This is a genomic window from Paenibacillus sp. FSL R5-0923, from assembly GCF_038009145.1.
In the GTDB taxonomy this organism is placed as follows: domain Bacteria; phylum Bacillota; class Bacilli; order Paenibacillales; family Paenibacillaceae; genus Paenibacillus_AQ.
In genome coordinates this window covers 1415678-1438161 of record NZ_JBBPAT010000001.1, presented here as the reverse complement: position 1 = coordinate 1438161, position 22484 = coordinate 1415678, and the positions used below count along the sequence as shown (strand labels likewise).

Here is a 22484-nt window from a genome sequence, read left to right as displayed (position 1 = left end):
AAAAATTCCCTTTATGGTTTCGTCACGATTATATACTTCTGACCTTTAGGCAATCCTTGGATGAATAGCTTTAATGTTATGCTCCATTCTCGGAAGTTTTATGATAAAAGAGAAAAAGTTATTGTGCTTTCAATGATGGCTGCAACAAATAACAGGATTATTGTCCAAATAGATGCCGTAAGTGTTTGACGCATGAACGAAGACCAATCAACACCTCTGTTCACTTTTTTAGTGGATGAGCTAAACAGACTTGCAACTACTTTCCCGCCGAACTGAAGTCCAAATGCACAAGCAATAATGATTGCTGGAATCTCTATAATCCCATGTGGCAGCAGTCCTTTTACTATTAGTTCGAATAAATCCTGTCCTTGCAGTGCTGATAAATGAATCAGATAGCCGATAACCGCTCCGTTAATAAATAAGAATATGGCTGGCAGTATACCGAACAGCGCCCCTAAAAATATGATAAGAACACCCTTGATGCTGTTATTCAAAAATATAAATACAAAGAAGCTCCATTGCGGATTAGAAGAATCTCTAAGGTTGCCACTGATTTCACTGAGCCCCTCTAATTGCTGAACCAATAGCTTTTCCAGACTGCTAGTAGCTACCCACCCTATAACCGCTCCTACTGCGAACAGCAGACAGGATAGCAATAAAGCCTTCCGGATCGTTTTTAGATCTTTAATAAACGTGAAGAACGACAACATAAATACCCTCCTGAAATTGTGATCTCTGTTTCTTAGGTCATAACCTTGCGGTACGAGCATACATTTAGAACAAACAAGCATTTCGCATGGGAGAGGAGCGCTGTCATTATGAATTCTTTTTATGTATTCAGCGGCAAAAAGATTAAACGATTCATCTATATCTTCGCCGCTGTGCTTCTTGCTGCTGGAGTTGTCTATGTCGAGAGGGGAAACATAACCGTTTTTTCTGAATCCGGACCTTCCGCGATCTACAGTGTACCAACAGAGAAGAAGCTGATTGCCCTGACCTTCGATATTAGCTGGGGGGAGAAAAGACCCGAACCAATTTTGAAGGTACTTGAAGACAAGAAAGTGGACAAAGCCACCTTCTTCCTATCGTCTCCATGGAGTAAGACTCACCCAGACATTGTAACTAACATTAAGAATGCAGGTTTTGAAATTGGAAGTCATGGTCATAAACACGTCAATTACAGCACACTAAGCAACGAAGAAATTCGTACACAGATCTCAACGGCTCACACCGTACTTACCGAATTAACCGGCACTGAACCTAATTTGATTCGTATGCCTAATGGAGATTTTGACAAAAGAGTCCTTCAGGTTGCCAACGATCTCGGTTACAAGGTCATTCAATGGGATACAGACTCCCTGGACTGGAAGAACATCGGCGTAGACAATATCGTGAAGCGTGTAACGACAAAAGCGCATCCAGGTGATATCGTCCTTCTACATGCCAGTGATTCCTGTAAACAAACACATGAAGCACTTCCACTCATTATCGACGAGCTCCGCAGACAAGGTTATGAATTCGTTACCGTCTCTGAGCTGATTAGTCAAAGCAACACCGAAGGTAAAGAAGTACGCGACTCAGCTTCACTGAGTAATGCCATTGAGGACGCAGCTGGGCTGTAAAAACATATTCAATCTCTGGTGCCGTAATGGATGTTGATCTGTCCAAAGGATTAATGACGTGGAGAAATGAGTTCCGATATGTCAGGTGTGGGGGTATTCAGCTTCGGATAGCTCAGATCCAGACTCTCCAGTGTCTTTACAACGATGGATAAGGTCAAATAGTTGCGGTACCATTGATGATTGGCAGGTATCCAGTACCAGGGTGCTTTATCTATGCTAGATTCCTTGAAGACATCTTCATATGCTTCTTGGTAATCATCCCAATACTCCCGCTCCTGGAGATCACTTGCATCGAATTTCCAATGTTTTTTGGGATCTTCAAGCCGTTCCTTAATCTTCTTCAGCTGCTTCTCTTTAGAAATATGCAGAAAAAGCTTGATAATTGTCGTCCCCTCTTCCACCAGCATTTCCTCGAACTGCCGTATGTAACGAAAGCGACGCTTCAAGTCATCCTTTTTTAACCCTCCGTGTACCCGTGGTACCAATACATCTTCATAATGCGAGCGGTTAAATGCAGAGATATATCCCTTAGGGGGTGTCTTCTGATGAACCCTCCATAGAAAATCATGAGCCTCTTCCTCTAGAGATGGTTTCTTGAAGCTGGTCACTATAAATCCTTGTGGATTAATGCCTGAAAAAATATGCTTAACCGTGCCATCCTTACCGCTGGAATCCATTCCTTGCAGAATAACAAGCAGCGAATGCTTTTTCTGAGCAAACAAAATATCTTGGAGCTCTGCCAAACGTGCTTTAAGCTCTTCTGTTTTGGCTTCTACTTCTTTTTTGGATTTAAAAACACCTGTGTCGTCCGGATCCAGCTTGTTAAGCCGGATTTCTTTTGTGTCTTTTATCATATAGCGCTTGATGTCCATATATTCCCCTCCTGAAAGTTTTGTAAAGCATATACATCATCGGGACGCTTCGTACAAAACTTACTTCGAAAGCATACGCTTAGTTTTGTGAGCGTATCGTTCTTTAAGATTAACCTCTACAATCAGATTTTAATCGTTAAGATACAGTTAGAGCAAAAAACCCCGTCTTCTGAGATCAGAGCACGGGGTTCTTTGTTTAGTGCCTTCCCCATTCATTATCCGGCTGCCGGCTTCAGAATACGGTGTAGCATCAAAATTTGGAATGCATTACAAGCGATAAGCGGAACAACAATAAATACCGTTGCACTATCAACACCTATACGAAGCACGCCAATAACTTCCACAATTGAAATAGCTGTCATAAAAAAGAGGGTTGGAATCAAAGCTGAGATGTTTGTACTTTTTACTTTGAAATAAGACACAATAATAGCTGCTAGCAAAATAACGATTCCTAATATTAGATCAGACATAACATTTCTTTCCCCACCAACGACGGTACGCAAAAAAATCAGTTCAAGCAATGCGAGCACAGAAAGCACTAGTTGTATGTATTTCCAAACCTTTTGTGGAAAAACGCCGTTGCCCATATAATTCAAAATCAAATAGGCAAAAAAACCAAGTTGCGAATAAACGCTTACAAGCATACCGTAGCCAAGCAGAATCAGCGGGTATAAAAAGAAATCCCCGACACTTTTGAAATCAATCTTACCATTTACGAATTGCAGTGCCAGACCAGCGATTACAGCCCCACCCGCTCCTATAAGGAGGGTAGTCCAAAATAAATGAAACCATTTTTTTATACTCAGCCAATTCACCTCCTCTTGTCAGATTTATTTTACCAAGGATACCGACAAAACACCATTACACCCACAACATAAATGTGATCTAATTCGGCATAATACATCTAGAGAATCCTATAAAGGAGGGCAGCGCCAATGAAATGGAGATTTATCGGATCTGTGGGTTTGGCATTGAGCTTTGTTATGGCCTTAACGGCTTGCGGAAGTGAGCAGAGCAGTTCTTCTTCCGGACAAGGCAGTTATAAAGAAACGAAGACCATGGTTTTAGATATATTGAAAAGCGATGAGGGTAAAAAAGCGGTTGAGGAATCATTATCAAGCTCCAGCTCTAGCGGTACCAGTGGAATGAGCATGAAGATGATGCCACTTCAAACAACAGAGGAGATCAAGCTCGCTGTTAAAAATACTCTCACTGCACCGGAATATCAGAAGGAAATCGAGAAGATAATGACTGATCCCAAATTCGCGGGCGATTTTGCTAAAGCCATTCAATCACAAAGCAAGGAACTACACCTACAGCTAATTAAGGATCCCACTTATCAGAAATCAGTCGAAGAAATTATGAAGTCTCCAGAAATGATGACAATGTTTTTAAATCTCACTAAAACACCTGATTACCGTAAACAATCCATGAAGACCATGCAGGAATCCATGCAAACTCCATTATTTCGCATGGAAGTATTGAATTTACTTAAAAAAGTCGTACAAGAAGAACTTGAACCAAAAGAGAAAAAAGAAAAGGGTAGCGAAGGTGGCGACAAACAGGAAAGCAGTGGCGGCGGCAGCGGCGATGATTCAAGTTCTTAAAAAAAAAGGCCTTATCCCACTAATACGTGTGGGAAGGCCTCTTTTTTATGCACAAGAGTTAGTGCTCATATTTGGCAATAAGTTTATCAGCAATTTCTGCAAATAATTGTCCTGATGGTGTCTCTTCTTTGTATACAGAAGGTGAGAAATCCGGTTCGGAAATATGGTTGTCCGGTGCACCTAGCGGTATTTGTGCAAGCAGCTCCGTATGAAGCGTCTCGGCAAGCCTCGCTCCTCCGCCTCTGCCAAAGATATAATCTTTCTTACCACAGTCAGTGCACTCATAATAAGCCATATTCTCAATGACTCCAATAATCTCATGATCTGTCTGTAGAGCCATAGAGCCCGCTCTAGCCGCCACAAACGCTGCGGTAGCGTGAGGTGTCGTAACTATAATCTCTTTGCTGTGAGGCAGCATCTGATGCACGTCAAGTGCCACATCACCAGTACCTGGGGGAAGATCAAGCAGCATATAATCAAGTTCACCCCAACCAACATCATTGAAGAACTGGCGAAGCATTTTACCTAGCATAGGTCCCCGCCAAATAACTGGACTATTCTCACGAATAAAGAAGCCCATAGACATGACCTTCACTCCAAATCGTTCCACAGGAATAATCGTTCCTTCTTCTACAACTGGTCCCTCTTCGATCCCCATCATATCGGGAATACTGAAACCATAAATATCAGCATCGATAAGACCAACTTTTTTCCCTTTTCTTGCAAGGGCTACGGCCAAATTCACCGTTACGGTTGACTTACCAACTCCACCTTTGCCGCTGGCCACGGCGATAAAGTTCACGCCAGAGCTCTCGCTAATTAATTCATGGTCATCAAGGCCAGCTGCATGTCCTTTAAGTTTCCCAGGTTCATCGAAATCCTCTACGCTCTCTCCGCGAAGTATAGCACGTTCATAATCGGTTGCATCACGAAGCCGGATATGTACATTAGAAACCCCACCCGCTTCAAGCAATTCACGAACCTGTTGTTCTAGATCCATGCGACTTTGCTCTTCAGGATTCAGACATATGATAGATAAAGAAATACGGTCTTCTTTAATCATAATGTCACGGATCAGCTGTAGTTCCACAAGGCTTTTTCCAGTTTCAGAGTCTGTTAATGGCTGCAGTATTTCCTGAATTTGTTCCTTAGTCAGCATGGGAAGCACCTCTGTTTCCTTTCCGGTTGAGAATTCTCCGGAGTTTTTGTCTATTATAGCATTACCTGTCTTCCCATGAGTAGTCCTGACTACTCGGAGGCGTACCGAAGAATCCCCCGATAAATGCTAGTCGCAACCTTACGCTGATAGACATCATTTCCAAGTAGAGCAGATTCCTGAGGATGTGATAAGAAGCCAACTTCTACAAGTACCGCTGGTATTTTCAATGCTTTTAACAGATAAACAGTATTCACTGTCTTAGCCACACGATCCGTGTTCTCCAGCGTAGTCTTCAGCTCACTCTGCACAAACTCCGCTATAGCTTTATTATCCTTGTGATTGGGGTAGTAAAAGGTCTGTGCTCCACTCCAACGATTGGAAGGGACACTGTTCATGTGAACGCTTATAAAAAGGTCTGCGCCTTTTTCTTCGATACTTCTTACTCTTTGTTTAAGATCTTCTGTCTTACGCTTAGAATAGCCCTTAGTACCTTCCTGAGCCAAATCATAATCACCTTCACGAGTCATTACTACAATAGCCCCTGCCTGCTGCAGATAATCACGCAAATAAAGCGATACCGCGAGATTAATATCTTTCTCAATTAGCCCTTCCCGGCTAACCGCTCCTCCATCAGCTCCACCATGTCCCGCATCGAGAGCAATAACTTTTCCTGACAAGGGCAGACTCCAATAATTTAGTGTTTTAGCGGTAGGCATGTCATACGCGATAATTCCAATCATTATAGCTAGCAGCATCACGCCAAGCATACTTTTTTTGATACTGCTCCATGAAATCCAGACCGAGACTTTACTCTGCTTTCGGCCAGACATAACAAAGACCCCCTCGTCCCGATAGATAATACTCATCTATATGGGACAAGAAGGTCAAATAGTACTAGCTGTTAATGATTAAGCTGTAACTTCTTGAGTCATACCTTCAATCAGAATCTGCGCAACCTCAGGCCGTGTAAATTCTGGCGGAGGACATTGGCCATCACGGAGCAAAGCACGTACCTTCGTACCCGACAATGTCATGTGATCATCACTAGGATGAGGGCAAGTTTTACTGGATGCCATATTCCCGCATTTTTTACAGAAGAAGCTATGTTCAAAAAATAATGGAGTAATGTCAAGTTCTTCAGCACTAAAATTCGAGAAAATTTCCTGTGCTTCATAAGTGCCATAATAATCACCTACCCCAGCATGGTCACGACCGACGATGAAATGGGTACAGCCGTAATTTTTGCGAACCATTGCATGGAAAATTGCCTCTCTAGGGCCTGCATAACGCATTGCCGCCGGAAAAACACCAAGGAAGGTACGATCCTCAGGATAATAGTTCTCCAAAAGCGCCAGATAGCTCTTCATCCGTACATTTGCCGGTACATCATCTGACTTCGTCTCACCCACAAGCGGATTTAGGAATAGAGCGTCTACAACCTCCATAGCGCACTTTTGAATGTACTCGTGAGCTCGATGGACCGGATTGCGTGTTTGGAAGCCTACAACCGTTCTCCAGCCCTTTTCAGCAAATATCTTACGCGTATCCGCAGGATCAAAATAAAATTCACCGAACTTCTCTGGCTGTGGGCGGTTCAAGACTGTAATGGGTCCTCCAACATAAGTTGCAGGGCGAGCCAACAGCTTGCTCACACCTGGATGTTCAGGGTCTGTTGTTTTGAAGACATTTTGTGCTTCAATCGTTTGATCAACAGTATATATACTCTCAATATCCAATAATCCGTAAATCTCTCCGTCCTCTTCACCGATTAGAGAAACTTTATCCCCAATTGATAAACCGGCAGCCACATCATCTTCTACAGCCAGTGTTATTGGAATACTCCATACTGTGCCATCTGCTAATCGCATGTTTTTTACTACTGAATGATAGTCTTGCTCATTTAAAAAGCCTGTCAGTGGCGAAAATGCTCCTACAGCTATAAGATCCAAATCGGATAAAGTCCAGGTATTTAAGGCAATTGCCTTGCTATCACGCGCGAGATTTAGCAATTCTTCTCTTTCAGTACCCTCTACTACACGGTTAACCAAAGCTCCGCCATGCGGACGTATTGAAGTCATCTTAGTCTCTCCTTCTATGTTCCCACAGGGATATGTCTTACTTGTGCAATCCGCACTCTGTCTTCTCTGATCCAGACCAACGGCCAGCACGCGGATCTTCACCTGGCATAACCTGACGTGTACATTGCTCACAGCCAATACTTGGATAGTTACGGTCATGTAGAGGGTTATAGATTATGTCATTTTCACGAATATAGTTCCACACATCTTCTGACGTCCAATCCGCAATAGGATTAAACTTCACTAAACCAAATTTATAATCATACTCGACCTTTTTAGAATTTGCACGGGTAGGCGCTTGATCGCGACGAATTCCAGTAATCCATGCCTCATATTGAGATAATATACGAGTCAATGGTTCAACTTTACGAATACCACAGCATTGATTTGGGTCAACCGTCCATAGCGCATCACCGTATTGAAGTGCTTGCTCCTGCGTGGTGAGTTGCGGAGACACTCGTACAAACTCTAATCCGTATTTGTCTGCCATCAAATCTCTGGTTTCGTAGGTTTCCTTAAAATGATAATCTGTATCGAGATAAAAGACATCAGTAGATGGACTAACTTTGTGAAGCATATCAACAAGCACTACATCTTCGGCACCAAAGCTGCAGGCAAAAGTAATGTTAGGAAATGTTTCTACAGCCCAGCGGATAATATCCTCGGGTGAAGCACTCTCTAATTCTTCGGCCTTTATTCTGATCAATTCTTCTTTCTCGAGCAGGTTCATTAAGGTATTCCTCCATCCAAAATATTAATCGTATGAATAAATGAGGTAAAAGAAGTAATAAAACCAACTATTTCTATATGAAATAGTATATAACTTTTACTGAGGAAGTCAATGAGTTTCAACCCTCAGAATTAGTAAAGGAATGCAAAAAAAGCCCATTTCTTGTTCGAAAGGGGCTGCAAAAAAAATAAAACCCTCGACCGTAAAGGCCAAGGGTTGAATTCTTGATAAATATTAACGTTTCGAGAACTGAGGCGCACGACGTGCAGCCTTCAAGCCGTATTTCTTACGTTCCTTCATACGTGGGTCACGAGTCAGGAAGCCGGCTTTCTTAAGCGCACCACGATATTCAGGGTCAACTTTAAGCAATGCACGGGAGATACCGTGACGAATTGCTCCAGCTTGACCGGAAATGCCGCCACCATGTGCAAGAACGATTACATCGTAGTTGCCTAGTGTTTCAGTCAGGTTCAAAGGTTGTTTTACGATCATTTTCAGTGTTTCCACACCGAAATATTCGTCCATCTCACGTTTGTTAATGACAATGCGTCCTTCACCCGGTACAAGGCGAACACGTGCTACCGAATGTTTACGACGACCTGTCCCATAGTATTGTACTTGTGCCATGAAACTGTCCTCCTCTATTCTTATCCGCGAAGTTCGTAAACTTCAGGTTTTTGTGCTGCATGTGGATGCTCGGCGCCTGCATATACTTTCAATCTCAGCTTCATGTGGTCCCCTTGACGAGTCTTAGGAATCATACCATGAACAGCGAATTCAATTACGCGTTCTGGTTTAGTATTCAGCAAAGTTTCAGCATTAGTAACTTTCAAGCCACCTGGGTGCATCGAGTGACGGTAGTATTTCTTGTTTTGCAATTTCTTACCGGTCAAGTGAATCTTCTCAGCGTTGATTACGATAACGAAATCTCCTGTATCAACGTGTGGAGTGAATTGCGGTTTGTGTTTGCCACGGATCAAAGCAGCGGCTTCGCTGGCCAAACGACCGAGTGTCTTGCCTTCGGCATCAATAATGTGCCAATTGCGTTCAACTTCGTTCGGCTTCGCCATATAGGTGGTACGCATGAATGTTTCCTCCTTGTTCTCGTACGAAAATCTTCTGTTTCGTATATCTTGTTTCTCATTGAATTACAATTATGTGAGTTAAGCAAAGCATTTTTTTGGCATTTCCTTGATCGGGGCTGTGGGATAGCCATCAAGAAAACACAACTTTTATATTACAGTATAAACATAACAAGTGCAAGTGATTTTTAAACATTCAGCCTATTACTCAGGAAGAAATTTATAGAAAAAAAGATTCACTTTCAGTCTCGTCATATTCTACACTCCACAAAGCCAACCCCTTGGCCATAGCTGTTGGACCAGCAGCAGAACGATCACATGCCGCCAATATCTCAGCAACATGATCAGCATCTATTTTACCTTCCCCCACATGGATCAAAGTCCCCATAATAATGCGAACCATATGCTGAAGAAATCCACTACCCGTTATATAAGTTTGGATCACTCCCTGATCTAATGAAGAGGGTCGGCACATGCTGCGGTCTACTTCCATATGAGCTTCAAAGATCGTTCGTACATGAGAGGCCTTAGTAGACCTCCGTGAAGCAAACGAAGTGAAGTCATGTGTCCCTAAAATATGCGTTAAGCCTTGCTGCATCGCAGGAATGTCCAACCTCACCGGATGATGAAGCTGCCAGCGCCGTTGAAACGGGTCTGGAAACCTGTTGCCGTTAATCGTGTATCGGTAAGTTTTACGCTTAGCTCCTCTACGAGAGTGAAACGTCAGCGGTACTTCCCTAGCCTCAGTAACCACGATATCTTGTGGCAGCCGGGCATTAAGCGCCAGACACCAACGTTCAAGTGGGATTCGAGAGGAGGTCGTAAAGTTAAAAGGCTGACCGTAGGCGTGTACTCCGGCATCTGTGCGACCAGAAGCAGTAATCTTAAGCTCCTCACCTGTCAGATGGAGTATCGCTTGCTCCAGCCGATCTTGAATCGTATTGCCCTGAGGCTGGGTCTGAAAGCCATCATAATTTGTTCCGTCATAATTGACCTTCATCAATAGATTACGCATTCCGTTCTCCTTTTTAAACCGTTCAGCAGAAACGTCGATCGAAGCACTGTCTGATCTTATTCAAGAGGAAGAAATGGCTTTGCCGTCCCTAGAAGGACGGCATCCATTAACACTTCACTCCATTACTTCAAAAAAAAGAGCCCCTGCGGGAGCTCCTTCAATTGAACCAAGGTGATTCCCACGGTTATTAGTACAGCAGAGTCTTGCGCCTCTGCAGCACAATAACGCTGATATTTCCCCCATCTTTACTCCAAAGAGGGCCGGATGAAAGGGAAGCATCGGAAATCAATACTTGTGATACTACGCGCGGTCTACCAATTCAAGATAAACCATAGGCGCAGCGTCCCCACGACGAGGTCCGAGTTTCAGGATACGAGTGTATCCACCTGGACGCTCTGTGTAACGAGGAGCGATGTCAGAGAACAATTTTTGAATTGCATCTTGTTCACCATCAACAGTCTCGCGGCGAACAAATGCAGCTACTTGACGACGAGCATGAAGATCGCCTTTTTTAGCTTTAGTGATCAACTTTTCAGCGATAGAACGAACTTCTTTCGCTTTAGCTTCCGTTGTTTGGATGCGCTCGTATAAAAATAGATCCGTTACCATGTCGCGAAATAACGCTTTACGCGCACTGGAATCACGGCCCAATTTTTGGTATGCCATGTGTTTTCCCTCCTTTACTGTAACAATCTGTAGTTATTCTTCTGTACGTAGTCCCAAACCAAGTTCCTCAAGCTTCTCCTGAACTTCTTCCAAAGATTTACGACCAAGGTTACGCACCTTCATCATATCTTCTTCAGTCTTCGTGGTAAGCTCTTGTACGGTATTAATACCAGCACGTTTGAGGCAGTTGTAGGAGCGGACAGAAAGATCAAGCTCTTCGATTGTCATCTCTAGCACTTTTTCTTTTTTGTCTTCTTCTTTTTCAACCATAATTTCGGCGTCTTTCGCTTCGTCCGTAAGACCTACGAACAATACGAGGTGCTCGTTCAAAATTTTGGCTCCGAGGCTTACAGCCTCTTCCGGTCTAATACTGCCATCTGTCCAAATTTCAAGCGTCAATTTGTCGTAGTTGGTCACTTGACCAACACGTGTATTGTCTATGCCGTAGTTAACGCGTGAAATAGGAGTGTAGATGGAGTCAACCGGGATAACGCCAATTGGCTGATCGTCGCGTTTGTTCCGGTCCGCTTGGACGTAGCCGCGACCACGGCCTGCAAAAATACGCATGTGAAGTCTCGCACCAGGTCCCAGCGTTGCAATGTGAAGATCCGGGTTGAGGATCTCAACATCGCTGTCCGCACGGATATCACCTGCGGTAACGATGCCTTCCCCTTCGGCATCAATCTCAAACACTTTTTCCTCGTCTGAATGAATCTTCAGGGACAAGGCTTTAAGGTTCAGAATGATCTCCGTCACATCTTCCATTACGCCTGGAACGGTCGAGAACTCATGCAGAACGCCGTCAATTTGGACCGAAGTCACTGCGGCTCCTGGAAGCGAAGAAAGCAATATCCGGCGAAGTGAATTCCCCAGAGTCGTGCCATACCCACGTTCCAACGGTTCAACTACGAATTTCCCATAGGTACCTTCATCATTAGCTTCTACGGTCTCAATCTTCGGCTTTTCGATTTCTATCACGAGTTTACCCCTCCTTCAACGTCGCTCCTATATGAAACTGTCACCCCATCAGGTGCATCATGTAGTATGCCTAAACACCTATTATTAGCAGATGCGTCAGAATTATACCACATTTACAATACTGATTTCACTATACGCGACGACGTTTCGGCGGACGGCATCCATTGTGAGGAACCGGAGTTACGTCTTTAATAAGGTTAACTTCAAGCCCTGCAGCTTGAAGGGAACGGATGGCTGCTTCGCGGCCCGCGCCCGGTCCTTTAACCATAACCTCAACCGACTTCATGCCGTGCTCCATAGCTGCTTTAGCTGCTGATTCAGCTGCCATTTGTGCTGCGAATGGAGTCGACTTACGGGAACCTTTAAATCCTTGGCCGCCGGAGCTTGCCCAGGAAATTGCATTTCCGTGAGGATCTGTGATGGTAACGATGGTGTTATTGAACGTGGAACGAATATGTGCCACGCCGGATTCGATATTTTTACGGTCGCGACGTTTGGTACGTACGACTTTTTTCGGTTTAGCCATTGTCTCTTATCCCCCCTTATTATTTCTTCTTGTTTGCTACCGTACGACGCGGGCCTTTCCGGGTACGGGCATTGGTTTTAGTACGTTGACCGCGAACAGGCAATCCACGACGGTGACGAACACCGCGGTAACAGCCGATCTCAGTAAGACGTTTAATATTCAAGGAAATTTCACGACGCAGGTCACCTTCAACCTTAACCGTTTTGTCGATCGTTTCACGCAGTTTGCTGACTTCATCTTCCGTCAAATCACGGACACGTGTATTAGCGCTAATGCCTGTTTCATTAAGAATTTTCTGAGAAGTCGTTTTACCGATTCCGAAAATATAAGTCAAGGCGATCTCAACGCGTTTGTCACGTGGCAAATCCACTCCAGCTATACGAGCCATTTTACGCTACACCCCCTTCTTAACCTTGTTTTTGTTTGTGTTTCGGATTTTCGCAAATCACCATAACAGTCCCTTTGCGGCGGATTACTTTACATTTCTCGCAAATGGGCTTTACAGAAGGTCTTACCTTCATGTTAATTACCTCCTCAAAGTTTTGCGAAGCAAAACTTTTTTCGTAGTTCCCATCTATTTACGGTAAGTTATACGACCTTTTGATAAATCATAAGGCGATAACTGCACGACCACTTTGTCTCCGGTCAAAATACGGATAAAGTGCATCCGCAATTTACCGGATACATGGGCAAGTATTTGATGACCGTTCTCAAGCTCAACCTTAAACGTTGCATTTGGCAACGGTTCAAGGACAGTACCTTCTACTTCAATGACATCTTCCTTAGCCACAGTTAGTCTCCTTTCTCATAAGCACTTATTCCGGTTGGGCCAGCATACTTCGTCACTGCGAAACGCAGCTTTCCGTTTGTTACCCGCCCAGTTTCTTCCAAACTGTTCACAACCTCACTGCTGATGAAGGGTATGAGCTCAAGATGAAGAATATTCTTCTTCTTTGGCCCATCAAACTTACGTTTGTCTCCATCTGCAATGTATACAAATCTGCTATCAACAACTGCGATAACAACGGCTGCCTCTCCGGCATCTTTGCCTTTGAGAATTCTCACTAATTGACCAACCTGCGGGCTGCTCACAGTATTCAAGTGGAGATCACCTACGCATTCAGTTTTGTGAAAATTTCCATGCCGTCCGGAGTAACTGCTACTGTATGCTCAAAGTGAGCACATAGGGAGCCATCCACCGTAACGACAGTCCAGTTATCTTCCAGCGTTCTGACATGTCTCTTTCCTACGTTTACCATCGGCTCAATCGCGAGTACCATACCCGGTTTCAGACGTGGTCCGCGGTCCGCTATGCCATAATTCGGAATTTGCGGTTCTTCATGCAGTTTTGCCCCAATACCATGACCAACATACTCACGTACGACTGAGAAACCAGCCTCTTCGATGTATTGCTGGATAGCATGGGAGATTGTAAACAAGCGCACATCCGGCTTAACTAACGCCAGTCCCGCGTACAAGGAGCCTTCCGTAACGTCCAGCAAACGCTGAGCCTCTTCGGAAATGCTGCCCACACCGTAGGTCCAGGCGGAATCACCGTGATAACCGCGGTACTCTGCACCGATATCCAGCGTTACAATATCGCCTTCGATCAGTTTGCGTTTACCTGGAAATCCATGCACTAATTGTTCGTTGACTGAAGCGCAAATGCTGGCAGGAAAACCGTTGTAGCCTTTGAAAGACGGCACAGCACCTTGACTGCGAATGTATTGATCGGCGATTCTGTCGAGATCGCCCGTTGTAATGCCAGGCTCAATGGCCTCAGCAATAAGACGGTGACTCTCGGCAACAATTCGACCAGCTTCCCTCATAAAGGCAAGTTCCTGTTCGGATTTACAAATGATCATTACATTAACCCCGCAATAAAGATACGATTTCAGAAGAAACGACATTGATTTCGTTTTCCCCATTTACCTGACGCAAAAGACCTTTATTATCATAAAACGCAAGCAGCGGCGCTGTCTTATTATCATACTCATCCAGACGCTTGCCTACACTTTCTTCGTTGTCATCCGGACGTTGATACAATTCACCGCCATCAATGTCGCAAATGCCATCTTGCTTCGGCGGGTTGAAGATTAAATGGTAGGATGCTCCGCAAACTGTGCAGATACGACGTCCAGTAAGACGCGCCATCAACAGTCCACGGTCAACATTCAAGTTGATGACATGATCCAAAGAAGTATTCAAACGGCTTAGAATTTCATCCAGCGCTTCCGCTTGCGAAAGAGTTCTTGGAAAACCATCCAATAGAAATCCTTTTTCGCAATCGGACTGCTGCAGCCGTTCTTCAACTATCCCAATGGTCACATCATCTGGTACAAGCAAACCTTGATCAATAAATGATTTAGCCTTCAATCCTACTGGAGTCTCTTGTTTGATTGCCAAACGGAAAGCATCTCCTGTCGAAATATGAGGAATGCCAAATTCTTTTATGATCTCTGCCGCTTGTGTTCCCTTGCCTGCCCCCGGAGGGCCCATGAATAAAATGTTCACGATTTCTCTCTCCCCCCAAAAGTTCGCCACCAAGCAAGAAACAGCACAATAGGTGCCGGGAAGAAAGAGATCTCAAGCTTCGCCGGAACCTATCGCCTATTTATTGATGAAGCCTTTGTAATGGCGTTTAATCAATTGGCTCTCGATCTGCTTCATAGTATCCAATGCCACACCGATAACAATTAGCAGTGCAGTACCACCAATTTGAACTTCTTTGGGCAATCCGGATAAAGCACCGAAGAATACCGGCATTACAGAAATCACGGCTAGGAACAACGCACCGGACATGGTCAAGCGAGACATTACTCTAGTCAGATATTTCTCTGTGGCTTTACCAGGACGGATACCTGGAATGTACCCACCATTCTTCTTCATGTTATCAGCCATCTGTTGAGGATTCATTTGCACGAACGTATAGAAGAACGTGAAACCAATAATCATCACTACATACAGAAGCATACCAAGGGGTGCATCCATTGCTAAATACTTAGCAATCCATTTCGCCCAATCATGCGTTGACCAAAAACTGGAGAGAACAACTGGGAACTGAAGCAATGATACGGCGAAGATTACCGGAATAACACCAGCCGCATTAATCTTGAGCGGAATATGCGTATTCTGTCCACCGTACATTTTATTGCCGACTACGCGTTTAGCGTATTGAACAGGAATCTTCCGAATACCTTGCTGTACGAAGATAACTGCTGTAATAATCGCCACAATCACAATCAGCACGATAACGACTTTAAGAATATTCAGGAACACCTGATCCGGCTGAATAAAGCTTGAGTTAGCCGTACTCGTGATATGTCCCGGGATACCGGCGACGATTCCCGCAAAAATCAGGATCGAAATCCCGTTCCCGATTCCCTTTTCGGTAATCTGTTCACCAAGCCACATCAAGAAAGAAGTACCCGCCGTCAAGATAATGGCAACCAGCAAGTAATCAGCAAATGTCGCATTCGGCATCATTTGAGTTCCATAAATCCGGTTAAACCCTATCGACGTAGCAAAACCTTGGATCAGGGCTAATATCACTGTACCGTAACGAGTGATTTGCGCCAATTGTTTTTTCCCGTGCTCCCCTTGTTTAGCCCATTCAGCAAACTTAGGAACAACATCCATCGATAGCAATTGCACGATGATGGATGCTGTAATGTATGGGTAAATACTGATCGCAAATATCGAGAAGTTTTTGAGCGCTCCGCCCGAAAAGGTGTTCAAGAGTCCCATCAAAGCGTCACCGCTCTGATTTGCTGTTTGCAGTACATCTTTGTTCACACCAGGAACCGGAACAAACGAACCGATACGGTAGATAATCAGAATGAACAAGGTAAACAGGATCTTTTTGCGCAAATCTTCAACATGCCAGATATTCTTAAGCGTCTTGAACATTAGATCACCTCGGTTTTACCGCCGGCAGCCTCGATTTTCTCTACCGCAGATTGAGAGAACTTATTTGCTTGTACAGTCAATTTTACGGTCAACTCACCGTTGCCGAGAATCTTAATGCCGCTTTTGGAATTCTTGACAACACCAGTTTCAAGCAACAACTGCGGAGTCACTTCTGTTCCTTCTGCAAAGCTATTCAGATCTTCAAGGTTCACAATCGCATACTCTTTACGGGTAGGATTGACGAAACCACGTTTAGGCAGACGACGATAGAGCGGATTTTGTCCACCCTCGAAGCCCGGGCGAACACCACCGCCAGAACGTGAGTTTTGACCTTTGTGACCGCGACCGGAAGTTTTACCATTTCCGCTACTTGGTCCACGACCAACGCGATTGCGTTCTTTGCGGGAACCAGGAGCTGGAGCAAGTTCATGTAACTTCATCGTTTGCACCTCCTTATGTTTGTTAATTTATGCGAGGCGATTAGCCTTCAATTTCAGTTACAGATAGCAAGTGACTCACTTTGTTGATCATTCCGCGAATTGCAGGACTGTCATTGTGAACCACTGTCGTGTTGAGTTTACGTAGGCCGAGCGTCTTAACAGTAACACGTTGTGTTTCTGGACGTCCGATTACACTACGTACGAGGGTAATTTGCAATTTTGCCATTGACGTTCCCCTCCTTAACCGCGCAATTCTTCGACAGATTTGCCGCGAAGTTTCGCGACCTCTTCAATGCGTTTCAGACGGGAAAGTCCCTCCAAAGTTGCATTGACCATGTTCATGGAATTCGAAGAACCCAGTGATTTTGTCAAAATGTCGCCAACGCCTGCCAATTCCAATACCGCACGAACTGGACCGCCAGCGATAACGCCAGTACCCTCTGATGCTGGTTTCAGCAACACGCGTCCTGCGCCGAAGTGGCCAGTAACGAGATGGGGAATCGAAGTTCCTACGATTGGAATGTGAATCAGGTTTTTCTTGGCGTCTTCAATGCCTTTACGGATGGCATCCGGAACTTCGCCGGCTTTACCGATACCAGCACCGACGTAGCCATTGCCATCGCCCACAACAACGAGTGCACTAAAGCTGAAACGGCGTCCGCCTTTTACAACTTTTGCTACACGGTTAATGTGTACAACTCTTTCTGTCAGTTCTAAACTGTTCGGATCTACACGCAAGTCGTTAACCTCCTTTTAAGAATTATTCTAGAATTCAAGACCAGCTTCACGAGCTGCGTCAGCCAATGCTTGAATTCGTCCATGGTACAAGTAACCTCCGCGGTCGAATACGACCACTGCATAGCCTTTTTCTTTAGCACGCTCAGCGACCAATTGGCCAACTTTCGCTGCAGCTTCAACGCTGCCGCCATTACCGATGTTAGCGCTCAGTTCTTTATCAAGTGTAGAAGCGGATACGATAGTAACCCCTTTAACATCATCGATCAGTTGAGCGTAGATGTGTTTTGAAGAACGGAATACGTTCAAACGTGGACGCTCAGTAGTTCCCTGGATCTTCTTACGAACACGCAGGTGTCTTTTGAGACGAGCCTTGTTTTTATCTTCTTTTGTAATCATGACTTCCCTTTCACTCCCTTCAGTTTGCCGTAAACAGCTTCACTTTAAGATGCACGGGGTATCTTACAATTAAGTTCAAACTGGTTATTTCTTCTTACCAGCTTTACCTTCTTTGCGGATGATACGCTCGCCTTCATATTTGATACCTTTACCTTTATACGGTTCTGGCTCACGAACGGAACGAATTTTAGCAGCATATGCGCCAACGCGTTCTTTATCGATACCTTTAACGATGATCTTCGTGTTCGCAGGAACTTCAAACTCAATACCTGCTTCCGGTGTAATTTCAACCGGGTGGGAGTAACCAACGTTCAGAACGACTTTATCTCCGGATTTGCTTGCACGATATCCGACCCCAACCAATTCCAGAGATTTCGAGAAACCTTCAGTCACGCCTGCTACCATGTTGTTGACAACGGAGCGGGTTGTGCCGTGAAGTGAACGATGCAATTTGTTATCCGACGGACGAACAACGGTAATTTCGTTATTTTCAACTGTAACCTTCATGTCTTTATGAAGCTCACGAGTCAAAGAACCTTTTGGACCTTTTACTGTAATAACGGCGTTGTCCAAAGTGACATCTACACCGCTAGGTACTGCGATTGGTTTACGACCAATACGAGACATGTGTTGCACCTCCTTATCTTGTGACGTTTATTACCAAATGTAGCAGACAACTTCTCCGCCAGATTTTGATTGACGAGCTTCTTTGTCGGTCATAACTCCCTTAGATGTGGAGATAATCGCGATTCCTAGACCACCGAGTACACGAGGCACTTCATTGCTCTTCGTGTATACGCGAAGGCCTGGTTTACTGATTCTTTTCAAACCAGAAATAACACGCTCTTGGTTAGGGCCGTATTTCAAGAAGATACGGATAATCCCTTGTTTGCTATCTTCAACGAATTCCGCATCGCGGATGAAACCCTCACGCTTCAAAATGTCAGCGATTTGTTTCTTCATAGTAGAAGCAGGCATTTCTACCGTTTCGTGACGCACAATGTTAGCGTTACGAATACGAGTAAGCATATCTGCAATAGGATCAGACATAGTCATGTGTGTAAACCTCCTTCCCGTTTATAAACTTCTTACCAACTTGCTTTTTTCACGCCAGGGATCTGGCCTTTATAAGCTAATTCACGGAAACAAATTCTGCAAATTTTGAACTTTTGCAGTACCGAATGTGGACGACCACAACGTTCGCAACGTGTATATGCACGTACTTTAAACTTAGGCGTACGTTGTTGTTTAACTTTCATCGAAGTTTTTGCCACTTAGCCTGACACCTCCTAAACATTTTCGGAGAAAATGGATTAACCGACTTTATTTTGCGAAAGGCATTCCCAGCTGACCCAGCAGCTCGCGGGATTCCTCGTCCGTCTTAGCAGTCGTTACAATAACGATGTCCATACCGCGGACTTTATCCACTTTGTCATATTCGATCTCGGGGAAGATCAATTGTTCTTTAAGACCAAGTGTGTAGTTACCACGGCCGTCAAAGGCTTTAGTGGAAACACCACGGAAGTCACGTACGCGTGGAAGCGTTACGTTGAACAATTTGTCCAAGAAGTAATACATACGCTCGCCGCGCAGTGTTACTTTAACCCCAATCGGCATATTTTCGCGTAGTTTGAAACCAGCGATGGATTTTTTAGCTTTAGTGATTACTGGTTTTTGACCAGCGATCAACTGCATGTCATTAACTGCAGCATCAAGTACTTTGGAGTTTTGAACAGCGTCACCCACACCCATGTTGATGACAACCTTCTCGATCTTAGGCACTTGCATAACAGTTGTATAGTTAAACTTCTGCATCAAAGCAGGTGTTATTTCGTTGAGATAACGTTCTTTCATTCTTGCTGCCATGAAGATTTAACCTCCTTTCTTAAGGGCTAGATTAGTCGATAATCTCTCCGGATCTTTTAGCAATCCGAACTTTTTTACCGTTGTCCAATACTTTGTAACCGATACGTGTTACTTTGCCGGACTTCGGATCGATGTGCATTACGTTGGACACATGAATCGAAGCTTCCTGCTCAATAATTCCACCCTGTGGATTCAGCTGGTTCGGCTTTTGGTGTTTTTTCACCATATTGACGCCTTCTACCAGAACGCGGTTTTCACGAGGATAAGCAGCGATGACACGGCCTTTTTTGCCTTTGTCTTTACCACTAATCACAAGCACCACATCATCTTTCTTCACGTGCAGTTTATTGTTATGGGATTCCAGAACTTTTTTCACTCTAGGCATTTATTACACCTCCTATAACTAACCTTCAACTTATTGGTGCTCGTGTTTATTAGATTACTTCCGGTGCCAAGGAAACGATCTTCATGTAGTCTTTATCGCGAAGTTCGCGAGCAACTGGTCCAAAGATACGTGTTCCACGAGGGCTTCTGTCGTCTTTAACAACAACAGCTGCATTTTCGTCGAATGCGATGTAAGATCCATCTTTACGACGAACGGAACGTTTCGTACGAACAACTACCGCTCTAACAACATCACCTTTTTTGACAACGCCGCCTGGTGTTGCTTGTTTAACGGAACAAACGATCAAATCACCGATTGCTGCTGTACGGCGTCCAGTACCACCCAGTACGCGGATACACATCAGTTCCTTCGCACCAGAGTTGTCAGCCACATGCAAGCGTGTAAATGGTTGAATCATTATAATTTCCTCCTTCCGGAAAAACTCTTTTGATTATCTTAGATGATAACCGCTTTTTCAACCACTTCAACTAGTCTCCAACGTTTGTCCTTGGACAACGGACGAGTTTCCATGACTTTTACGGTATCGCCAATTTTCGCAACGTTTTCCTCATCATGTGCTTTGAATTTCTTCGTAGACTTGATGCGTTTGTGGTACAAGTTATGCTTCTTATAGGTTTCAACAGCGACTACGATGGTTTTATCCATTTTATCACTGACCACTTTACCGATTAGCACTTTACGTGCATTACGTTCTTCGCTCATTAGTTAGCCTCCTTCCTGAATACGGATCTGAGATCCGTCTCACTTAACTAATCCCAAGCACTCTTTGATGGATTACGGTTTTAGCACGAGCTATTTCCTTACGCACGTCACGAATCCGAGTCGGGTTGTCCAGTTGGCCAGTTGCCAATTGGAAACGGAGATTAAAAAGTTCCTCTTTGAATCCAGCGATCTTTTGTTCAATCTCAGCAGTGGTTAAGTTGCGAAGTTCATTAGCTTTCATTTGCTTCACCACCCAATTCTTCACGTTTCACAAACTTAGTCTTAACAGGCAGCTTGTGAGCGGCAAGACGCATCGCTTCACGAGCGATTTCTTCCGACACGCCTCCGAGTTCGAACATAATCTTGCCCGGTTTAACTACGGCTACCCATTTTTCAACGTTACCTTTACCACTACCCATACGAACCTCGAGAGGCTTTTGAGTAATAGGCTTATCTGGGAAAATCTTGATCCAAACTTGACCGCCACGTTTGATATAACGTGTCATTGCGATACGAGCAGCTTCGATCTGACGGTTAGTGATCCAAGATGGTTCCATTGCAACCAGGCCGAATTCGCCGAAGTTCAATTCAGTACCACCCTTTGCCATACCCTTCATGTGTCCGCGTTGTTGCTTGCGGTGTTTTACGCGTTTTGGTACCAACATGATTAGTTGCCTCCTTCCTGAGCAGCTTGTTTCTTAGCTGGGGGAAGAACTTCTCCACGGTAGATCCATACTTTTACGCCGATAAGACCGTAAGTTGTATGTGCTTCAGCCGTTCCGTAATCGATATCGGCACGAAGCGTATGAAGTGGAACTGTTCCTTCGCTATAACCTTCTGAACGAGCAATCTCAGCTCCGCCAAGACGTCCGCCTACTTGAGTTTTAATCCCTTTTGCGCCAGAACGCATTGTTCTTTGAATCGCTTGTTTGAGTGCACGACGGAACGATACACGACGTTCCAATTGTTGAGCAATGCTCTCAGCTACAAGAATTGCATCCAATTCAGGGTGCTTGATTTCATTGATGTTGATGTGTACTTTTTTGCCACCAGCGATTGCTGTAACTGCGCTGCGAAGTACTTCTACTTCTGCTCCGCCCTTACCAATAACCATACCTGGTTTAGCAGTGTGAATTGTAACGTTCACGCGGTTAGCCGCTCTTTCGATCTCGATATGGGAAACAGCGGAATCCTTCAACTTACCTTTAAGGTATTCCCGGATTTTGACGTCTTCCATCAGAAGAGTACCGAAATCTTTTCCTGCATACCATTTAGATTCCCAATCGCGAATGATCCCGATCCGGAGTCCGATTGGATTTACCTTTTGACCCACGTGTTATCCCTCCTTATTTCTCAGATACCACCAGTGTAATGTGGCTCGTGCGTTTATTGATCCGACTTGCGCGGCCCATGGCGCGCGGACGGAAACGTTTCATAGTAGGTCCTTGGTTAACGAAAACCTCGCTAACGAACAAACTGTTCACGTCCAAAGAATAGTTATGCTCAGCATTCGCAATTGCCGAATTAAGCAACTTCTCAACGACCGGAGAAGCGGATTTCGGAGTGTGGCGAAGAATAGCAATTGCTTCCCCCACTTGCTTACCACGAATCAAGTCAACAACCAGTTTCGCTTTACGAGCGGAAATCCGCACCGATCTTGCATGTGCTTTTGCTTCCATTGTTTAACCTCCT

The 22484-nt window shown here is 44.5% G+C and carries 37 protein-coding genes; 2 read left to right on the top strand and 35 right to left on the bottom strand.

The features are described 5' to 3' along the window. Positions 1-98: 98 nt before the first annotated feature. On the bottom strand, positions 99-710 hold the full coding sequence (locus tag MKX35_RS06370) for a stage II sporulation protein M (protein WP_076286840.1): 612 nt from the start codon (positions 708-710) through the stop codon (positions 99-101). A gap of 108 nt (positions 711-818) precedes the next feature. On the opposite strand from MKX35_RS06370, the gene pdaB reads away from it, so the two are divergent. After that, the gene (gene pdaB, locus MKX35_RS06365; RefSeq protein ID WP_076286841.1) at positions 819-1622 is read left to right on the top strand and encodes a polysaccharide deacetylase family sporulation protein PdaB; all 804 of its coding nucleotides are present in this window, start codon (positions 819-821) and stop codon (positions 1620-1622) included. 50 nt (positions 1623-1672) lie between these two features. On the opposite strand, the gene MKX35_RS06360 is transcribed toward pdaB, so the two are convergent. Together MKX35_RS06360 and MKX35_RS06355 are read right to left on the bottom strand one after the other, a co-directional pair. After that, positions 1673-2494, bottom strand: a complete 822-nt coding sequence (locus MKX35_RS06360) for a PPK2 family polyphosphate kinase (RefSeq protein ID WP_042192144.1) — start codon at positions 2492-2494, stop codon at positions 1673-1675. Positions 2495-2709: 215 nt separating this feature from the next. Further along, entirely contained in the window at positions 2710-3300 is a 591-nt protein-coding gene (locus tag MKX35_RS06355) for a KinB-signaling pathway activation protein (RefSeq protein WP_042132517.1), read from the bottom strand. A 129-nt stretch (positions 3301-3429) separates the two neighbouring features. Between MKX35_RS06355 and gerD the strand changes: the two genes are divergently transcribed. Further along, positions 3430-4101, top strand: a complete 672-nt coding sequence (gene gerD, locus MKX35_RS06350) for a spore germination lipoprotein GerD (protein WP_042192146.1) — start codon at positions 3430-3432, stop codon at positions 4099-4101. 58 nt (positions 4102-4159) lie between these two features. Here the strand turns inward: gerD and MKX35_RS06345 are convergent, their stop codons facing one another. The 32 genes from MKX35_RS06345 to rplV form a co-directional block, all read right to left on the bottom strand. After that, positions 4160-5260: an Mrp/NBP35 family ATP-binding protein gene (locus MKX35_RS06345; protein WP_076300967.1), complete on the bottom strand. Its 1101-nt coding sequence runs from the start codon at positions 5258-5260 to the stop codon at positions 4160-4162. Between the two features lie 89 nt (positions 5261-5349). Then, the gene (cwlD, locus tag MKX35_RS06340) at positions 5350-6090 is read right to left on the bottom strand and encodes an N-acetylmuramoyl-L-alanine amidase CwlD (protein ID WP_042192151.1); all 741 of its coding nucleotides are present in this window, start codon (positions 6088-6090) and stop codon (positions 5350-5352) included. Positions 6091-6168: 78 nt separating this feature from the next. Then, a complete protein-coding gene (gene sat, locus MKX35_RS06335; protein ID WP_076300966.1) occupies positions 6169-7338 on the bottom strand; it encodes a sulfate adenylyltransferase in 1170 nt (389 codons plus the stop codon). 37 nt (positions 7339-7375) lie between these two features. Next, complete coding sequence (locus MKX35_RS06330; RefSeq protein ID WP_076300965.1) at positions 7376-8068, bottom strand: phosphoadenylyl-sulfate reductase; 693 nt, start codon at positions 8066-8068, stop codon at positions 7376-7378. 234 nt (positions 8069-8302) lie between these two features. Beyond that, a complete protein-coding gene (gene rpsI, locus MKX35_RS06325) occupies positions 8303-8695 on the bottom strand; it encodes a 30S ribosomal protein S9 (protein WP_025706574.1) in 393 nt (130 codons plus the stop codon). A 20-nt stretch (positions 8696-8715) separates the two neighbouring features. After that, on the bottom strand, positions 8716-9153 hold the full coding sequence (rplM, locus tag MKX35_RS06320) for a 50S ribosomal protein L13 (protein WP_036680589.1): 438 nt from the start codon (positions 9151-9153) through the stop codon (positions 8716-8718). Between the two features lie 217 nt (positions 9154-9370). Continuing rightward, positions 9371-10165 (bottom strand): tRNA pseudouridine(38-40) synthase TruA, encoded by a 795-nt coding sequence (gene truA / locus MKX35_RS06315; protein ID WP_042192157.1) that lies wholly within the window; start codon positions 10163-10165, stop codon positions 9371-9373. 300 nt (positions 10166-10465) lie between these two features. Next, positions 10466-10831: a 50S ribosomal protein L17 gene (rplQ, locus tag MKX35_RS06310; protein ID WP_019908254.1), complete on the bottom strand. Its 366-nt coding sequence runs from the start codon at positions 10829-10831 to the stop codon at positions 10466-10468. A gap of 33 nt (positions 10832-10864) precedes the next feature. Further along, entirely contained in the window at positions 10865-11809 is a 945-nt protein-coding gene (locus tag MKX35_RS06305) for a DNA-directed RNA polymerase subunit alpha (protein WP_036680585.1), read from the bottom strand. Between the two features lie 130 nt (positions 11810-11939). Beyond that, a complete protein-coding gene (gene rpsK, locus MKX35_RS06300) occupies positions 11940-12335 on the bottom strand; it encodes a 30S ribosomal protein S11 (RefSeq protein WP_019908251.1) in 396 nt (131 codons plus the stop codon). Between the two features lie 19 nt (positions 12336-12354). Beyond that, positions 12355-12723: a 30S ribosomal protein S13 gene (gene rpsM / locus MKX35_RS06295; protein ID WP_036680583.1), complete on the bottom strand. Its 369-nt coding sequence runs from the start codon at positions 12721-12723 to the stop codon at positions 12355-12357. A gap of 19 nt (positions 12724-12742) precedes the next feature. Next, positions 12743-12856: a 50S ribosomal protein L36 gene (gene rpmJ / locus MKX35_RS06290; RefSeq protein WP_003322638.1), complete on the bottom strand. Its 114-nt coding sequence runs from the start codon at positions 12854-12856 to the stop codon at positions 12743-12745. A 53-nt stretch (positions 12857-12909) separates the two neighbouring features. Further along, a complete protein-coding gene (gene infA / locus MKX35_RS06285; RefSeq protein WP_036652996.1) occupies positions 12910-13125 on the bottom strand; it encodes a translation initiation factor IF-1 in 216 nt (71 codons plus the stop codon). Between the two features lie 2 nt (positions 13126-13127). Beyond that, entirely contained in the window at positions 13128-13436 is a 309-nt protein-coding gene (locus MKX35_RS06280) for a KOW domain-containing RNA-binding protein (RefSeq protein ID WP_076300964.1), read from the bottom strand. A gap of 11 nt (positions 13437-13447) precedes the next feature. After that, positions 13448-14200, bottom strand: a complete 753-nt coding sequence (gene map / locus MKX35_RS06275; protein WP_042192159.1) for a type I methionyl aminopeptidase — start codon at positions 14198-14200, stop codon at positions 13448-13450. Between the two features lie 4 nt (positions 14201-14204). Next, positions 14205-14849 carry an adenylate kinase gene (locus MKX35_RS06270; protein WP_042131217.1) on the bottom strand — a complete coding sequence of 215 codons (645 nt, stop codon included), beginning with the start codon at positions 14847-14849 and terminating at the stop codon, positions 14205-14207. 96 nt (positions 14850-14945) lie between these two features. Continuing rightward, a complete protein-coding gene (gene secY, locus MKX35_RS06265) occupies positions 14946-16244 on the bottom strand; it encodes a preprotein translocase subunit SecY (RefSeq protein WP_076286850.1) in 1299 nt (432 codons plus the stop codon). Next, positions 16244-16684, bottom strand: coding sequence for a 50S ribosomal protein L15 (gene rplO / locus MKX35_RS06260; protein WP_036680569.1), 441 nt, complete (start codon positions 16682-16684; stop codon positions 16244-16246). The genes secY and rplO overlap by 1 nt, the downstream gene beginning before the upstream one ends. Before the next feature lie 40 nt (positions 16685-16724). Further along, positions 16725-16910, bottom strand: a complete 186-nt coding sequence (rpmD, locus tag MKX35_RS06255; protein WP_036680567.1) for a 50S ribosomal protein L30 — start codon at positions 16908-16910, stop codon at positions 16725-16727. 14 nt (positions 16911-16924) lie between these two features. Beyond that, positions 16925-17422, bottom strand: a complete 498-nt coding sequence (gene rpsE / locus MKX35_RS06250) for a 30S ribosomal protein S5 (protein WP_036652980.1) — start codon at positions 17420-17422, stop codon at positions 16925-16927. A gap of 27 nt (positions 17423-17449) precedes the next feature. Then, complete coding sequence (gene rplR, locus MKX35_RS06245) at positions 17450-17818, bottom strand: 50S ribosomal protein L18 (RefSeq protein ID WP_042131220.1); 369 nt, start codon at positions 17816-17818, stop codon at positions 17450-17452. Positions 17819-17902: 84 nt separating this feature from the next. Further along, positions 17903-18445: a 50S ribosomal protein L6 gene (gene rplF, locus MKX35_RS06240; RefSeq protein ID WP_042192166.1), complete on the bottom strand. Its 543-nt coding sequence runs from the start codon at positions 18443-18445 to the stop codon at positions 17903-17905. 30 nt (positions 18446-18475) lie between these two features. Beyond that, complete coding sequence (gene rpsH, locus MKX35_RS06235; RefSeq protein ID WP_036680560.1) at positions 18476-18874, bottom strand: 30S ribosomal protein S8; 399 nt, start codon at positions 18872-18874, stop codon at positions 18476-18478. Between the two features lie 32 nt (positions 18875-18906). Then, entirely contained in the window at positions 18907-19092 is a 186-nt protein-coding gene (locus MKX35_RS06230) for a type Z 30S ribosomal protein S14 (protein ID WP_013312154.1), read from the bottom strand. A 49-nt stretch (positions 19093-19141) separates the two neighbouring features. After that, positions 19142-19684 (bottom strand): 50S ribosomal protein L5, encoded by a 543-nt coding sequence (gene rplE, locus MKX35_RS06225; RefSeq protein WP_042131222.1) that lies wholly within the window; start codon positions 19682-19684, stop codon positions 19142-19144. Between the two features lie 31 nt (positions 19685-19715). Further along, positions 19716-20069 (bottom strand): 50S ribosomal protein L24, encoded by a 354-nt coding sequence (gene rplX, locus MKX35_RS06220; protein WP_076286851.1) that lies wholly within the window; start codon positions 20067-20069, stop codon positions 19716-19718. Positions 20070-20118: 49 nt separating this feature from the next. Next, positions 20119-20487: a 50S ribosomal protein L14 gene (gene rplN, locus MKX35_RS06215; RefSeq protein ID WP_036680556.1), complete on the bottom strand. Its 369-nt coding sequence runs from the start codon at positions 20485-20487 to the stop codon at positions 20119-20121. A 38-nt stretch (positions 20488-20525) separates the two neighbouring features. Then, a complete protein-coding gene (rpsQ, locus tag MKX35_RS06210; protein WP_042131223.1) occupies positions 20526-20792 on the bottom strand; it encodes a 30S ribosomal protein S17 in 267 nt (88 codons plus the stop codon). 43 nt (positions 20793-20835) lie between these two features. Beyond that, positions 20836-21033 carry a 50S ribosomal protein L29 gene (gene rpmC, locus MKX35_RS06205; RefSeq protein WP_019908232.1) on the bottom strand — a complete coding sequence of 66 codons (198 nt, stop codon included), beginning with the start codon at positions 21031-21033 and terminating at the stop codon, positions 20836-20838. Further along, positions 21023-21457, bottom strand: a complete 435-nt coding sequence (gene rplP / locus MKX35_RS06200; protein WP_042131224.1) for a 50S ribosomal protein L16 — start codon at positions 21455-21457, stop codon at positions 21023-21025. Before rplP ends, rpmC begins: the two co-directional genes overlap by 11 nt. Positions 21458-21459: 2 nt before the next feature. Next, entirely contained in the window at positions 21460-22125 is a 666-nt protein-coding gene (gene rpsC / locus MKX35_RS06195) for a 30S ribosomal protein S3 (protein WP_042192169.1), read from the bottom strand. 13 nt (positions 22126-22138) lie between these two features. Further along, positions 22139-22471, bottom strand: coding sequence for a 50S ribosomal protein L22 (rplV, locus tag MKX35_RS06190; RefSeq protein WP_036680546.1), 333 nt, complete (start codon positions 22469-22471; stop codon positions 22139-22141). Positions 22472-22484: the final 13 nt, after the last annotated feature.

What these genes read in the sequence shown, in the direction of transcription:
- MKX35_RS06370 (WP_076286840.1), bottom strand. Translation starts at nt 710, where the DNA reads ATGTTGTCGTTCTTCACGTTTATTAAAGATCTAAAAACGATCCGGAAG.
- pdaB (WP_076286841.1), top strand. Translation starts at nt 819, where the DNA reads ATGAATTCTTTTTATGTATTCAGCGGCAAAAAGATTAAACGATTCATC.
- MKX35_RS06360 (WP_042192144.1), bottom strand. Translation starts at nt 2,494, where the DNA reads ATGGACATCAAGCGCTATATGATAAAAGACACAAAAGAAATCCGGCTT.
- gerD (WP_042192146.1), top strand. Translation starts at nt 3,430, where the DNA reads ATGAAATGGAGATTTATCGGATCTGTGGGTTTGGCATTGAGCTTTGTT.
- MKX35_RS06345 (WP_076300967.1), bottom strand. Translation starts at nt 5,260, where the DNA reads ATGCTGACTAAGGAACAAATTCAGGAAATACTGCAGCCATTAACAGAC.
- cwlD (WP_042192151.1), bottom strand. Translation starts at nt 6,090, where the DNA reads ATGTCTGGCCGAAAGCAGAGTAAAGTCTCGGTCTGGATTTCATGGAGC.
- sat (WP_076300966.1), bottom strand. Translation starts at nt 7,338, where the DNA reads ATGACTTCAATACGTCCGCATGGCGGAGCTTTGGTTAACCGTGTAGTA.
- MKX35_RS06330 (WP_076300965.1), bottom strand. Translation starts at nt 8,068, where the DNA reads ATGAACCTGCTCGAGAAAGAAGAATTGATCAGAATAAAGGCCGAAGAA.
- rpsI (WP_025706574.1), bottom strand. Translation starts at nt 8,695, where the DNA reads ATGGCACAAGTACAATACTATGGGACAGGTCGTCGTAAACATTCGGTA.
- rplM (WP_036680589.1), bottom strand. Translation starts at nt 9,153, where the DNA reads ATGCGTACCACCTATATGGCGAAGCCGAACGAAGTTGAACGCAATTGG.
- truA (WP_042192157.1), bottom strand. Translation starts at nt 10,165, where the DNA reads ATGCGTAATCTATTGATGAAGGTCAATTATGACGGAACAAATTATGAT.
- rplQ (WP_019908254.1), bottom strand. Translation starts at nt 10,831, where the DNA reads ATGGCATACCAAAAATTGGGCCGTGATTCCAGTGCGCGTAAAGCGTTA.
- rpsK (WP_019908251.1), bottom strand. Translation starts at nt 12,335, where the DNA reads ATGGCTAAACCGAAAAAAGTCGTACGTACCAAACGTCGCGACCGTAAA.
- rpsM (WP_036680583.1), bottom strand. Translation starts at nt 12,723, where the DNA reads ATGGCTCGTATAGCTGGAGTGGATTTGCCACGTGACAAACGCGTTGAG.
- rpmJ (WP_003322638.1), bottom strand. Translation starts at nt 12,856, where the DNA reads ATGAAGGTAAGACCTTCTGTAAAGCCCATTTGCGAGAAATGTAAAGTA.
- map (WP_042192159.1), bottom strand. Translation starts at nt 14,200, where the DNA reads ATGATCATTTGTAAATCCGAACAGGAACTTGCCTTTATGAGGGAAGCT.
- secY (WP_076286850.1), bottom strand. Translation starts at nt 16,244, where the DNA reads ATGTTCAAGACGCTTAAGAATATCTGGCATGTTGAAGATTTGCGCAAA.
- rplO (WP_036680569.1), bottom strand. Translation starts at nt 16,684, where the DNA reads ATGAAGTTACATGAACTTGCTCCAGCTCCTGGTTCCCGCAAAGAACGC.
- rpmD (WP_036680567.1), bottom strand. Translation starts at nt 16,910, where the DNA reads ATGGCAAAATTGCAAATTACCCTCGTACGTAGTGTAATCGGACGTCCA.
- rplR (WP_042131220.1), bottom strand. Translation starts at nt 17,818, where the DNA reads ATGATTACAAAAGAAGATAAAAACAAGGCTCGTCTCAAAAGACACCTG.
- rplF (WP_042192166.1), bottom strand. Translation starts at nt 18,445, where the DNA reads ATGTCTCGTATTGGTCGTAAACCAATCGCAGTACCTAGCGGTGTAGAT.
- rpsH (WP_036680560.1), bottom strand. Translation starts at nt 18,874, where the DNA reads ATGACTATGTCTGATCCTATTGCAGATATGCTTACTCGTATTCGTAAC.
- rplE (WP_042131222.1), bottom strand. Translation starts at nt 19,684, where the DNA reads ATGGCAGCAAGAATGAAAGAACGTTATCTCAACGAAATAACACCTGCT.
- rplX (WP_076286851.1), bottom strand. Translation starts at nt 20,069, where the DNA reads ATGCCTAGAGTGAAAAAAGTTCTGGAATCCCATAACAATAAACTGCAC.
- rplN (WP_036680556.1), bottom strand. Translation starts at nt 20,487, where the DNA reads ATGATTCAACCATTTACACGCTTGCATGTGGCTGACAACTCTGGTGCG.
- rpsQ (WP_042131223.1), bottom strand. Translation starts at nt 20,792, where the DNA reads ATGAGCGAAGAACGTAATGCACGTAAAGTGCTAATCGGTAAAGTGGTC.
- rpmC (WP_019908232.1), bottom strand. Translation starts at nt 21,033, where the DNA reads ATGAAAGCTAATGAACTTCGCAACTTAACCACTGCTGAGATTGAACAA.
- rplP (WP_042131224.1), bottom strand. Translation starts at nt 21,457, where the DNA reads ATGTTGGTACCAAAACGCGTAAAACACCGCAAGCAACAACGCGGACAC.
- rplV (WP_036680546.1), bottom strand. Translation starts at nt 22,471, where the DNA reads ATGGAAGCAAAAGCACATGCAAGATCGGTGCGGATTTCCGCTCGTAAA.